Origin of the sequence: Jeotgalibacillus sp. S-D1 (genome assembly GCF_004358665.1) — a bacterium.
In the GTDB taxonomy this organism is placed as follows: domain Bacteria; phylum Bacillota; class Bacilli; order Bacillales; family Jeotgalibacillaceae; genus Jeotgalibacillus.
Genome location: NZ_SMZR01000009.1, coordinates 30,856 through 44,348 on the forward strand (window position 1 = coordinate 30,856; position 13,493 = coordinate 44,348).

Annotated in this window: 12 protein-coding genes and 1 other annotated feature; all 12 genes read right to left on the reverse strand. The window is 43.4% G+C overall.

The genetic code is table 11. The features are described 5' to 3' along the window. Window positions 1-63: 63 nt before the first annotated feature. The 12 genes from rpoC to E2R51_RS18030 all read right to left on the reverse strand — a co-directional run bounded on the left by rpoC (window position 64) and on the right by E2R51_RS18030 (window position 13,489). Complete coding sequence (gene rpoC / locus E2R51_RS17975; protein ID WP_133378471.1) at window positions 64-3,663, reverse strand: DNA-directed RNA polymerase subunit beta'; 3,600 nt, start codon at window positions 3,661-3,663, stop codon at window positions 64-66. Between the two features lie 69 nt (window positions 3,664-3,732). After that, the gene (rpoB, locus tag E2R51_RS17980; RefSeq protein ID WP_133378472.1) at window positions 3,733-7,293 is read right to left on the reverse strand and encodes a DNA-directed RNA polymerase subunit beta; all 3,561 of its coding nucleotides are present in this window, start codon (window positions 7,291-7,293) and stop codon (window positions 3,733-3,735) included. 229 nt (window positions 7,294-7,522) lie between these two features. Beyond that, window positions 7,523-8,125: a class I SAM-dependent methyltransferase gene (locus tag E2R51_RS17985; RefSeq protein WP_133378473.1), complete on the reverse strand. Its 603-nt coding sequence runs from the start codon at window positions 8,123-8,125 to the stop codon at window positions 7,523-7,525. A 117-nt stretch (window positions 8,126-8,242) separates the two neighbouring features. After that, window positions 8,243-8,605: a 50S ribosomal protein L7/L12 gene (rplL, locus tag E2R51_RS17990; protein ID WP_133378474.1), complete on the reverse strand. Its 363-nt coding sequence runs from the start codon at window positions 8,603-8,605 to the stop codon at window positions 8,243-8,245. Window positions 8,606-8,678: 73 nt separating this feature from the next. Beyond that, window positions 8,679-9,182 carry a 50S ribosomal protein L10 gene (gene rplJ, locus E2R51_RS17995; RefSeq protein WP_133378475.1) on the reverse strand — a complete coding sequence of 168 codons (504 nt, stop codon included), beginning with the start codon at window positions 9,180-9,182 and terminating at the stop codon, window positions 8,679-8,681. A gap of 50 nt (window positions 9,183-9,232) precedes the next feature. Next, window positions 9,233-9,380 (reverse strand) — a sequence feature (ribosomal protein L10 leader region). 63 nt (window positions 9,381-9,443) lie between these two features. Then, a complete protein-coding gene (gene rplA, locus E2R51_RS18000) occupies window positions 9,444-10,142 on the reverse strand; it encodes a 50S ribosomal protein L1 (protein WP_133378476.1) in 699 nt (232 codons plus the stop codon). Between the two features lie 109 nt (window positions 10,143-10,251). Continuing rightward, complete coding sequence (gene rplK / locus E2R51_RS18005) at window positions 10,252-10,677, reverse strand: 50S ribosomal protein L11 (protein WP_165967272.1); 426 nt, start codon at window positions 10,675-10,677, stop codon at window positions 10,252-10,254. A gap of 170 nt (window positions 10,678-10,847) precedes the next feature. Then, on the reverse strand, window positions 10,848-11,381 hold the full coding sequence (nusG, locus tag E2R51_RS18010) for a transcription termination/antitermination protein NusG (protein WP_133378478.1): 534 nt from the start codon (window positions 11,379-11,381) through the stop codon (window positions 10,848-10,850). Between the two features lie 251 nt (window positions 11,382-11,632). Then, complete coding sequence (secE, locus tag E2R51_RS18015; RefSeq protein ID WP_133378479.1) at window positions 11,633-11,812, reverse strand: preprotein translocase subunit SecE; 180 nt, start codon at window positions 11,810-11,812, stop codon at window positions 11,633-11,635. A 74-nt stretch (window positions 11,813-11,886) separates the two neighbouring features. Then, window positions 11,887-12,036 (reverse strand): 50S ribosomal protein L33, encoded by a 150-nt coding sequence (rpmG, locus tag E2R51_RS18020; protein WP_368773689.1) that lies wholly within the window; start codon window positions 12,034-12,036, stop codon window positions 11,887-11,889. A gap of 212 nt (window positions 12,037-12,248) precedes the next feature. Beyond that, complete coding sequence (gene sigH / locus E2R51_RS18025) at window positions 12,249-12,902, reverse strand: RNA polymerase sporulation sigma factor SigH (RefSeq protein WP_483299962.1); 654 nt, start codon at window positions 12,900-12,902, stop codon at window positions 12,249-12,251. Between the two features lie 74 nt (window positions 12,903-12,976). Beyond that, window positions 12,977-13,489, reverse strand: coding sequence for an NYN domain-containing protein (locus E2R51_RS18030; protein WP_133378480.1), 513 nt, complete (start codon window positions 13,487-13,489; stop codon window positions 12,977-12,979). Window positions 13,490-13,493: the final 4 nt, after the last annotated feature.

Genomic DNA, 13,493 nt, shown 5'->3' on the forward strand with positions numbered 1-13,493 from the left:
TCCTTTTTTAAGAGCTGTCAGCCCGCCTCATTAAAGGAAGGACTGACATAAGCATGAACCGATCTACTCGACTGATACTGTTTCTTCAACAGCAGTGTCTTCCGATTCGATCTCCGCTTGGCGATAGCGCTGCATACCTGTTCCGGCTGGAACAAGCTTACCGATGATAACATTCTCTTTAAGACCAAGAAGTTCATCGCGCTTCCCTTTAATCGCTGCATCTGTAAGGACACGAGTTGTCTCCTGGAAGGATGCGGCAGAAAGGAAGGATTCAGTTTCAAGAGACGCTTTTGTGATTCCAAGAATCAGCGGGCGACCTGTAGCTGGTTTTTTGCCTCCGAGCAGGACTTTGCTGTTTGCTTCCATAAATTGATGGACATCAAGCAATGAACCTGGCAGAAGTTCTGTTTCTCCGGCTTCAATAACACGTACTTTACGAAGCATTTGGCGTACCATTACTTCTACGTGCTTATCACCGATTTCAACGCCCTGCATACGGTATACTTTTTGAACTTCCTTCAATAAGTATTCCTGTACAGCTGCAACGTCACGGATCTTAATCAGTTCTTTCGGATCGATCGAACCTTCAGTAAGCTCCTGACCGCGAGCAATCGTATCGTCAATGGCCACTTTTAAGCGGGCTGTATAAGGAGCATTGTAGCTTCTTGTTTCAACGTCGCCTTTAACTGTGATTTCCTGCTGACGATCTTTTCCTTCGCTGATTGCTGTTACGACACCATCGATTTCAGAGATAACCGCTTGACCTTTCGGATTACGCGCTTCGAAAATCTCCTGGATACGAGGAAGACCTTGTGTAATATCGTCCCCTGCTACCCCACCTGTATGGAATGTACGCATTGTTAACTGTGTTCCCGGCTCACCGATTGACTGGGCAGCAATGATACCAACTGCTTCTCCCACTTCAACCTTTTCACCAGTTGCAAGGTTTTTACCATAACATTTTTCACAAACCCCGTGGCGTGTATTACATGTAAATGCAGAACGGATCGATACTTCTTCAATACCTGCTTCGATAATTTGACGTGCGATATCTTCTGTAATCAATTCATTCCGTTTTACAAGTGCTTTGCCTGTTCCAGGGTGTTTAACTGTTTGGTTTGAATAGCGTCCTTCAAGGCGCTCTTCAAGTGGTTCAATTGTTTCAGTGCCATCTTTCAATGCTTTTACGCGAAGTCCGCGATCGGTGCCGCAATCCTCTTCACGTACGATAACATCCTGAGCCACATCAACAAGACGGCGGGTAAGGTAACCTGAGTCAGCTGTTTTCAAGGCTGTATCGGCAAGACCTTTACGCGCACCATGAGTGGAAATAAAGTACTCAAGTACTGTCAGTCCCTCACGGAAACTTGATTTGATTGGAAGCTCGATGATACGTCCAGCCGGGTTGGCCATCAGACCACGCATACCAGCCAGCTGAGTAAAGTTAGATGCGTTACCACGGGCACCTGAATCACTCATCATGTAGATTGGGTTCAGGCTGTCCAGCGTAAGCATAAGCTTATCCTGAATAACATCTTTCGCTGCACTCCAGATAGAGATAACGCGATCGTAACGTTCTTCTTCGGTAATAAGACCGCGTCGGAACTGTTTTGTCACTTTATCTACTTTTTCCTGCGCTTCGTTTAAGATACCCTGCTTTTCTGGCAATACAACGATATCAGCGATACCAATTGTAATTCCCGCACGTGTAGAGTGCTTAAAGCCAAGGGATTTCATGCTATCAAGCATTCTGGAGGTATCCGTGATATGGAATCTCTTAAATACTTCAGCAATGACATTTCCAAGATATTTTTTCTTAAACGGCGAAACCAATTCGCTGTTTTTAATATATTCTTTCACATCAGTAGTCGGCGCGACAAAGAACTTATCCGGTGTTGCCACCTCAAGGTTTTCCATCGTCGGCTCATTGATGTAAGGGAACGACTGCGGAAGAATTTCATTAAAGATAATCTTCCCTGGTGTTGTTAAGAGAAGTTTCTTATTTTGTTCTTCCGTAAAGTTTTCTTTTTTCACTGCGCTTGCGTGAATCGCAATACGGCTGTGAAGGTGGACGTAACCGTTTTGATAAGCAAGAAGCACTTCATTAGCATCACGATATACTTTACCTTCACCAACAGCATCTTTACGTTCAAGAGTTAAGTAATAGTTACCTAATACCATATCCTGAGACGGCGTAACAACCGGTTTTCCATCCTTTGGATTCAAGATGTTTTGTGCTGCCAGCATCAGCAGGCGCGCTTCAGCTTGAGCCTCGGATGAAAGCGGAACGTGTACTGCCATTTGGTCACCATCAAAATCGGCATTGTATGCAGTACATACAAGCGGATGAAGACGGATCGCACGGCCTTCTACAAGAGTTGGTTCAAATGCTTGAATTCCAAGACGGTGAAGTGTTGGTGCCCGGTTAAGCAATACCGGATGTTCCTTAATTACATCTTCCAGCACATCCCACACTTCATTATGAACGCGTTCGATTTTACGCTTCGCGCTTTTAATGTTGTGTGCCAGTCCGCGTTCCACAAGTTCTTTCATTACAAACGGCTTGAACAGTTCAAGCGCCATCTCTTTTGGAAGTCCACACTGATACATTTTCAGGTTTGGACCTACAACAATTACAGAACGGCCTGAGTAGTCAACACGTTTACCTAAAAGATTCTGACGGAAACGACCTTGCTTACCTTTAAGCATATGAGATAAAGATTTTAATGGACGGTTACCTGGTCCTGTTACAGGACGTCCGCGACGGCCATTATCAATCAGCGCATCAACTGCTTCTTGCAGCATACGCTTCTCATTCTGAACGATAATGCTTGGTGCACCAAGATCCAGGAGACGCTTAAGGCGGTTGTTCCGGTTAATTACCCGTCGGTACAGGTCATTTAAGTCAGAAGTTGCAAAACGTCCGCCATCCAGCTGCACCATCGGACGCAATTCCGGTGGAATAACCGGCAATACATCAAGGATCATCCAGTCAGGATAGTTTCCTGAGTTACGGAATGATTCCACAACTTCAAGGCGTTTAATCGCACGGGTACGACGCTGCCCTTGAGCTGTTTTCAGCTCTTCTTTCAGCATTTCAGCTTCTTTATCCAAGTCCAGGTCCTGAAGAAGCTTTTTGATAGCTTCTGCACCCATTGCAGCTTGGAATTTGTTGCTGTATTTATCGCGGTATGCACGATATTCTTTTTCTGAAAGCAGCTGCTTTTTCTCTAGTGCTGTATCGCCAGCCTCTGTTACTACATAGGAAGCAAAGTAAATTACTTCTTCCAGTGCACGCGGGGACATGTCAAGAACAAGCCCCATGCGGCTTGGAATTCCTTTGAAGTACCAGATATGAGATACAGGTGCTGCAAGTTCAATGTGTCCCATACGCTCACGGCGTACTTTAGCACGTGTTACCTCTACACCACAACGGTCACAAACGACGCCCTTATAGCGGACGCGTTTGTATTTCCCACAATGACATTCCCAGTCCTTTTGCGGACCGAAAATACGCTCGCAGAATAGACCATCTTTTTCAGGCTTCAACGTACGATAGTTAATGGTTTCCGGCTTTTTAACTTCCCCGAAAGACCATGAACGGATCTTGTCAGGAGCTGCCAAACCAATTTTCATATACTCAAAATTATTAACATCTATCAAGGAGCCTACCTCCCTTTTCGTTTACAGGTTTTGCCCTATTGTCGGTTATCTGCAAAGTTGTTGTTTTGATCATTCTTTTGCCGCAACGGTTTCTGATGTTAATGCATCGGTTTCCGGTGCGATGTTCAATGCGTCTGCCTGATGAATATCTTCTTCATCATCCATGTCGCGCATTTCAATTTCTTCGTCATTGCTTGACAGCATCTTAACGTCCATACCTAAGCTCTGAAGCTCTTTAATCAATACTTTGAATGATTCAGGTACGCCCGGTTCAGGTACGCTGTCGCCTTTTACGATGGCCTCGTATGTTTTCACACGTCCTACAACATCATCCGACTTCACAGTCAGGATTTCCTGCAGCGTATAAGCGGCACCATAAGCCTCAAGTGCCCATACTTCCATCTCACCAAAACGCTGTCCACCGAATTGCGCTTTACCACCCAGCGGCTGCTGAGTAACAAGTGAATACGGTCCAGTAGAACGAGCGTGAAGTTTGTCATCAACCATGTGGGCCAGTTTGATCATATACATAACCCCAACTGATACACGGTTGTCGAATGGGTCACCGGATCTTCCATCATAAAGAACCGTCTTCCCGTCACGTGACATTCCAGCTTCTTCGATTGTTGCCCAGACATCTTCCTCGTTCGCTCCATCGAAAACAGGTGTCGCGATATGGATTCCCATTGCGCGCGCAGCCATTCCCATGTGCATTTCAAGAACTTGTCCGATGTTCATACGTGATGGTACACCAAGAGGGTTTAACATGATATCAATTGGCGTTCCGTCAGGCATATACGGCATATCTTCTTCTGGAAGAATACGTGAGATAACACCTTTGTTTCCGTGACGTCCGGCCATTTTATCCCCAACAGAGATTTTTCTCTTTTGAACAATATAAGCACGGACTAATTGGTTAACTCCTGGTGGAAGTTCATCTCCGTCTTCACGGTTGAAAATCTTCACATCAAGGATAATTCCGCCGGCACCATGAGGTACACGAAGAGAAGTATCACGAACTTCACGTGCCTTCTCACCAAAAATGGCATGAAGCAAACGTTCCTCCGCAGTTAATTCCGTTACTCCCTTAGGTGTAACTTTCCCCACTAAGATGTCGCCGTCTTTTACTTCCGCACCGATACGGATGATTCCGCGCTCATCAAGATTGCGAAGTGCATCTTCACCGACGTTTGGAATATCACGAGTGATTTCTTCCGGTCCAAGCTTTGTATCACGCGACTCTGATTCATATTCTTCAATATGGATAGAGGTGTATACATCATCTTTAACCAGACGCTCACTCATGATGACAGCATCCTCGTAGTTGTAACCATCCCATGTCATGAAGCCAACAAGCACATTTCTTCCCAGTGCAAGCTCACCTTTTTCCATCGATGGTCCATCCGCAAGAATTTCACCTTTTACAACGCGGTCTCCAACTGCCACAATCGGGCGCTGGTTATAGCATGTTCCCTGATTGGAACGGATAAATTTTTGCATTTTGTATTTATCTACATCGCCTTCTGTTTCCTTGCCATCTACATCGACAATTCTGCGAACCCAAACCTGGCTCGCCTGAACGCGTTCAACAATACCTTCGTGCTTGTTAATTACAGCAGCACCCGAATCTTTCGCTGAAACGTGCTCCATTCCAGTACCTACGAACGGTGCTTCAGGATTCAATAGCGGAACTGCCTGACGCTGCATGTTCGCTCCCATTAGGGCACGGTTGGAGTCATCGTTTTCCAGGAAAGGAATACATGCAGTTGCGGCAGATACTACTTGTTTTGGTGAAACGTCCATGTAATCCAAACGATCACGTCTGATAACGGTGTTTTCTCCGCGGAAACGGGAAACAACTTCGTCATCCAGGAATGAACCGTCTTCCCCTAAACGAGCATTAGCTTGTGCCACTACATAGTTATCTTCTTCATCGGCAGTCAAATAATCAATGCGGTCAGTGACCTTCCCTGTCTCAGGGTCTACGCGTCGGTATGGTGTTTCAATGAAGCCGAAACGGTTAACCTTGGCAAAACTTGAAAGAGAGTTGATCAAACCGATGTTTGGTCCCTCAGGCGTTTCAATCGGACACATACGGCCATAGTGGGAGTAATGAACGTCACGGACTTCAAAGCCTGCGCGTTCACGCGTCAAACCACCGGGTCCAAGCGCAGAAAGACGACGTTTATGAGTCAATTCTGCCAGCGGGTTTGTTTGATCCATGAACTGCGATAATTGAGAGCTTCCGAAGAACTCTTTAATAGACGCAATTACAGGACGGATGTTAATTAATTGCTGAGGCGTGATCGTGTTAGTGTCCTGGATGGACATCCGTTCACGGACAACACGTTCCATACGGGAAAGACCGATACGGAATTGGTTTTGAAGAAGCTCACCAACAGAACGCAGACGGCGGTTACCCAGATGGTCAATATCATCTGTCAGTCCGACGCCATGTAATAGATTAAAGAAATAGCTGATAGAAGAAATGATATCTGCAGCAGTGATGTTTTTGACACTATCATCTACATACGCATTTCCAATCAAACTAATCTCACGGTCGCTGTCAGAGTTTGGAACCTGAATTTTAATCGATTGAAGAACTAAATCTTCCTCGATTACACTTCCCATATGGTTGACAGTCTTAAAGCCTACACCGTTCTCAAGATAAGGAATCAGCTTATCCAGATTACGTCGATCAAGTGTAGTGCCTTTTTCTGCTATAATTTCGCCTGTTTCAGGGTCTGCTAGAGTTTCAGCAAGCACCTGTCCGAAAAGACGATTTTTAATATTAAGCTTTTTATTCATTTTATAACGACCTACATTAGCAAGGTCGTAACGCTTTGGATCAAAGAATCGGGACTCTAAAAGACTCTTTGCATTATCTACGGTTGGCGGCTCGCCAGGACGCAGACGTTCGTAAATTTCAAGCAGCGCTTTATCAACGGTTTCCGTATTATCTTTTTCAAGTGTATTACGGAGGTATTCGTTGTCTCCGATCAGATCAATGATTTCCTGATCTGTTCCAAAGCCAAGCGCACGCAATAAAACAGTTACAGGAAGCTTACGTGTACGATCAATACGCACATGTACAACATCTTTTGCATCTGTTTCATACTCAAGCCAAGCACCGCGGTTAGGAATAACCGTTGCACCAAAGCCTCTTTTACCATTTTTATCTAATTTACCGTGGAAATAAACACTCGGCGATCGAACAAGCTGAGAAACAATTACACGTTCAGCACCATTAATGATAAACGTTCCTGTTTCTGTCATGAGAGGGAAATCTCCCATAAACACATCTTGATCTTTTACTTCACCAGACTCCTTATTCAACAGTCGAACTTTTACACGGAGCGGAGCAGAATACGTTACGTCGCGCTCTTTTGATTCATCTACTGAATACTTTGGTTCACCAAGGCTGTAATCAATAAATTCTAGTGATAGGTTTCCAGTGAAGTCTTCGATTGGGGAAATATCGCGAAACATTTCTCTCAATCCTTCTTCTAAAAACCACTCATAGGAAGCTGTCTGAATCTCAATAAGATTCGGAAGCTCCAATACCTCACTGATACGCGCAAAACTTCTGCGTTGGCGGTGTCGTCCATACTGAACTAGTTGACCTGTCAACTGATTCACCCCTCAAATCAAGCGTTTTGATAGAGCCCATTCTGCTCAATGTCATCACAAAATGGACATAAGACAAATAGAAAACGAGGCTATTATAACCACATTTTCTACGTAAAGAGCAATTATTTAAACCATTATTGCCATGAAATGAACCATTTATACAAATGGACATACTTTCTGACTTTAATAATTTTACATCTTATTATAATATCACACTAAAAATAGCCGGTCAAACTCTTTTTGACCTGAGTATAAAGTAGCCTTTATTTTTTTGAACTACTTCAACGTTGCCAAAAATCTCTTCCAGCTTCGCCTTGGCAGACGGTGCACCCTGTTTTTTCTGAATGACAACCCATAACTCTCCGCCAAGAGTTAAACGCTCGGCACTCTGTTCCAAAATCCGGTGAACAACCTTCTTGCCGGCTCTGATCGGAGGGTTGGTTAAAATTGCCGCGAAATCTGCAGATGTTACTTGGTCAAGGCAATCACTCTCATATACTTTTACAGAAGATACTTCATTCTGCACAGCATTCTCTCGCGCTAGGTCTAGCGCACGATTGTTGACATCAACAAGATGGACATCCCGATTTTTAAAGCTTTTTGCCAACGATAGGCCGATTGGCCCGTACCCGCATCCCACATCGAGAAACGGCCCCTTTGCATCAGGTTCCTTAAAAGCATCAATCAATACCCTGGAACCAAAATCAACTTCATTTTTCGAAAACACACCCTGGTCTGTTTTAAAACGCATCGTGTGGCCGCGCAAAGTGAAATTCCACCACCGCGGATTGCTTTCTGTTCCCGGGGTTTTGGAATAATAATGATCTGACATCTCAGATCACCCTCCCGTTTTTTCATTTTCTGGCGGCTGCTTAAGCCCTGCTGCCCTGCCTATAAAACAGGTAAAAAAAAGCTCGCCTATTCAAGCGAGCTTTCCTTCAAATCGTTATTACTTAACTTCTACGCCAGCGCCAACTTCTTCAAGTTTAGCTTTAAGCTCTTCAGCCTCTTCTTTAGAAGCGCCTTCTTTAACAGCTTTAGGAGTGTTATCAACCATTTCTTTAGCTTCTTTCAAGCCAAGACCAGTGATTTCACGAACTGCTTTGATAACTTTGATTTTTTGTGATCCAGCACTTGTAAGGATTACGTCAAATTCAGTTTGCTCAGCAGCAGCTTCTCCGCCACCAGCACCAGCAGCAGCTACAGGAGCAGCAGCAGATACGCCGAATTCTTCTTCGATTGCTTTAACAAGGTCGTTTAGTTCAAGAACTGTCATTTCTTTGATAGCTTCGATCATTTGTTCTTTAGTCATGATATAGTTCCTCCTTAGTGGATGTTTGTTTTTTGTTTGGATGATTCGTCATCCGGCTTGCAAGAGCTTAAGATTAAGCGCCTTGCTCTTCTTCTTTTTGATCTGCGATTGCTTGAGTTGCAACGGCAAGACCGCGAATCGGTGCTTGAAGCACGCTAAGAAGCATAGAAAGAAGACCTTCACGTGATGGAAGTTCAGCAAGAGCTTTCACTTCTTCAACAGAGATTACGTTACCTTCCATGACACCAGCTTTAATTTCAAGCGCTTCATGTTTTTTAGCGAATTCATTAATGATTTTCGCAGGTGCAACTACGTCCTCAGTAGAGAATGCAATCGCGTTTGGTCCAGTCAGATTTTCATTCAACCCTTCAAGACCAGCTGCTTCAGCCGCACGGCGAGTCATTGAGTTTTTGTAAACTTTGAACTCAACGCCAGCTTCCCGAAGTGACTTACGCAGTTCAGTTACTTCTGCAACAGAAAGTCCGCGGTAGTCAACAACGATTGTTGATACACTTCCTTGAAGTTTTTCCTGGATTTCTGTTACGAGTTGTTTCTTTACCTCGATAATGCTGCTCATCTTAACACCTCCTGTTGATTTATCTGGAGCGTCATTTATACCGTTCGATCATTATAAACAAAAAGCCTCAATGTCTGATGCAGACATTGAGGCGTATCATTTCAATAAAAAGAAGACTCTTTTAATCGCAATGACCTCGGCAGGATATTAAGTCAACAAAGTGACACCTACTGTCTACGGTACAAATGGTTATATACTTTCACAACGTTATACATCTTATCAGACGTATAATGTCCTGTCAATATTATTTTTCTGTGCTTATTACTTCGCTGAAACTGAAGATGCGTCGATCTTAATTCCAGGGCCCATTGTTGTTGTTACCGCAACAGACTTCATGTAAGTTCCCTTAGATGAAGCAGGCTTAGATTTTTGCACTGTATCAAAAATTGTTTTGAAGTTTTCAACAAGCTTGTCAGTCTCGAAAGAAACTTTTCCGATTGGAACATGGATGATACCAGCTTTTTCAGCGCGGTATTCAACTTTACCAGCCTTGATTTCTTTAACAGCTTTTTCAACGTCAAAAGTTACAGTACCAGTTTTAGGGTTTGGCATTAAACCTTTTGGTCCAAGAACACGTCCAAGTTTACCAACTTCACCCATCATATCCGGTGTAGCTACGATTACGTCAAAATCGAACCAGCCACCTTGGATTTTTTGAACAAGGTCACCTTCGCCGACAAAGTCAGCTCCAGCCGCTTCAGCTTCTTTTGCTTTTTCGCCTTTAGCGAACACAAGTACGCTTTGCGTTTTACCAGTTCCGTTTGGAAGAACTACTGCTCCACGGATTTGCTGATCGTTTTTACGAGTATCGATTCCAAGACGGAACGCTACCTCTACTGTTGCATCAAATTTCACGACGCTAGTTTTTTTTGCAAGCTCAATTGCTTCGTTGACCTCGTAGTTTGCAGTACGGTCTACAAGTTTAGCTGCTTCAACATACTTTTTACCTTTTTTAGCCATTTTGTTGTTTCCTCCTCGATTGTGGTTTTAGCGGAATAACCTCCCACGAATAAAGGTTGCGAGTGAAAGATCTTTTCAACTTCGCAACCTCGTCCAAGACATGCATCAATTAATCTTCAATCGTAATTCCCATGCTGCGAGCCGTACCTTCAACCATACGCATAGCTGATTCGACATTAGCTGCGTTAAGGTCAGGCATTTTTGTTTCCGCGATTTCACGCACCTTGTCACGTTTGACAGTTGCTACTTTATTGCGGTTAGGTTCACCAGAACCTGACTCGATACCAGCTGCTTTCTTAAGAAGAACGGCAGCAGGGGGAGTTTTAGTGATGAATGTAAATGAACGGTCTTCAAAAACCGTGATTTCAACAGGGATAATAAGACCAGCTTGATCAGCTGTACGAGCGTTGAACTCTTTACAGAATCCCATGATGTTGACACCAGCTTGACCCAATGCAGGACCTACCGGCGGAGCTGGATTAGCTTTACCAGCTGGGATTTGAAGCTTTACCAATTTAATAACTTTTTTAGCCACGAGACACACCTCCTTAAGTCCGTGATGTGGTAATAGGGCTTGATACCCTCCCACTCAATAATCCAATTCTTTTATATAAAGAATGTAAATGTTAGTTCAGTCTCTCTATTGAGACATACTGACTTAAAAGATGTTACCACCTTTAGAACCAGAATTCAAGATCTTTCTAATTATATTTTGTTGATTTGCGTAAAGTCAAGCTCAACCGGTGTTTCACGGCCAAACATATTGACAAGAACCTTCACTTTGCCTTTAGCTGTATCAATGTCTTCAATGACACCTGCAAAGTTAGCAAACGGCCCTTCATTTACGGTTACGCTTTCTCCAAGCTCGAAGTCCACCTCAACCGTACGTTCCTGCATACCCATTTGCTTAAGAAGCTGCGTCACTTCCTCAGGCAGTAAAGGAGTCGGTTTAGAGCCTCCGCCTGATGACCCGACAAATCCTGTTACGCCCGGCGTATTCCGCACAACATACCATGAATCATCCGTCATCACAATTTCAACAAGCACATAACCTGGGAACGTTTTACGTTTAACGGTTTTTGCTTTGCCGTCTTTAATCTCGGTTTCTTCCTCTTCCGGAATGACGACGCGGAAGATCTTATCTGACATACCCATCGACTCTACGCGTTTTTCTAAATTCATTTTAACCTTGTTTTCATACCCTGAATACGTATGAACAACATACCAATTTTTTTCCACGAAAATATCCCTCCTTAAATGTAAAGCTGCAGCCGGATTTAACTCTAAGTGCACGCGGCTCGCTAAGGCCGGCATGCTATCTGAAATATCCTTTTACTTGAGCACCAGGTACCACTGATTTCTTTAAACTATTTGCCTGATCACGGGTTATCATTTTTGCCCATTGAAAAAACCCGTTAAACGGGCTTCTGCATTTCATACTCTATTGTACACGAAATTGCTGCGCATACGAAGAGAATCTCTATTTTCTATTACAAAATCCAGTTAATGATAGCATTAATACCTTGGTCAATAATTGCAAAGAATATAGCGACAAACACGACTGTTCCTAAAACCGTAATCGTATAACGAGTAAGCTCTTTGCGCTTCGGCCAGCTGACCTTGCGCATTTCAATAGCCACGTTACGGAAGAAGTTGCTGATTTTCCCCATGCTGATGTACCCTCCAACCAGTATTATTTCGGTGATCCGCAGCCTTCTTTGTAAAAGCGGCGGACTGCCCATCCCTAAAGCGTCTGCTTATGAGATGTATGGGCATTGCAGTAGCGGCAAAACTTATTTATTTCTATTCTATCGGACTGCTTGTTTTTCCCTTGAGGTACGGAGTAATTCCGCGAACCGCAAGTGGAACAAGCCAGAATCAACTTTTTACTCACGATTTTCATTCCTTTTTGGGGAAATAGGCCATAAAACATAGTTACATAAAAGATCATCCAGCTCCAACCAGCTATAATCATATTAGTTCAATTGGGCTAAATATTGCCCCCATACGAACCTGAAGATCCGCCAGGGAAATGCTGATGCCAATGGCACAACTAACACATTAAAAAATAACATCTAGTCACAATAGTGTCAATATCACCATGGTTTAAAATGTAAGTTCACGGGCCTCCAAATAGCGCTCGAGCTTACGTTTTACACGCTGCAGTGCATTATCTATTGATTTGACATGACGATCCAACTCTTTTGAAATTTCCTGATAGGATTGACCATCCAGATAGAGTGATAGAACCTGCCGTTCAAGGTCGCTTAGCAGCTCTGCCATTTTATCTTCAATTTTGCTGAATTCTTCACGATGAATAATCAGCGCTTCAGGATCTGTTGGTTTGGCACCAGAGATAACATCCATAAGAGTCCGGTCTGATTCTTCGTCATACAGTGGTTTATCAAGCGAGATATAAGAATTAAGAGGAATATGTTTTTGCCGAGTAGCAGTTTTAATAGCCGTAATAATCTGACGTGTAATACATAGTTCAGCAAATGCCTTAAAGGAGGTTAATTTCTCTCCTTTGTAATCTCGTATCGCTTTGTACAATCCAATCATGCCTTCTTGAATAATATCTTCCTTGTCGGCACCGATCAGAAAATAAGACCGGGCTTTTGCCCTTACAAAATTGCGATACTTGGTGATTAAATAATCTAACGCTTCTGTATTGCCATTGTGAACTAGTTCAATAATTGAGTCGTCTTCCATTACTTGAAACATTTCCCGATCATTTGTTACCCGCTTGTAATCATTCAAATGGATCCCCCCGACCGCTCAGAAAACAATAGATAGAAATATTATACAGTGCGATGTTTTCAAGCGTCAACCACTCAATTATCTCCCCGTCGCCATTTTTCGAATATTTCGGTTACTTCCTCGCTAAGCGGAATCTTTGAAACCGGGCGCTCTCCCTGAATCCGACGGACCCTTTTGGCTATCTTTTTTTCGATTTGTTTCATTTCAATTAAAAATTCACGTGCTGACTTTCTCAGCGCCCCCTGGCCGAAAATGACCCATTGTTCGGTAAAGTCGCTTGTCGCCACTATGACCTGGGTTTTAATATCATTTAGTTCTATCGCCAGTTTTTCAATCCGCTCGTCTGCTGTTTCACCTTCGCGTGTAAAGACAATATCAACTTTGTAGTTTTTATGTTTTTTTGCGATTCCTTGAACAAATTGAGCATCGAATACTACAATGACACGATATCCTGTGTATCCCTGATATTCAGCCATTAATTCAATTAATCGGTCACGGGCTGCAGCAAGATTATGAGTTTTTAGCGCGTTTAGTTCCGGCCATGCACCGATGATATTGTAACCATCGACAAGAAGAACATTGTTCATGGCT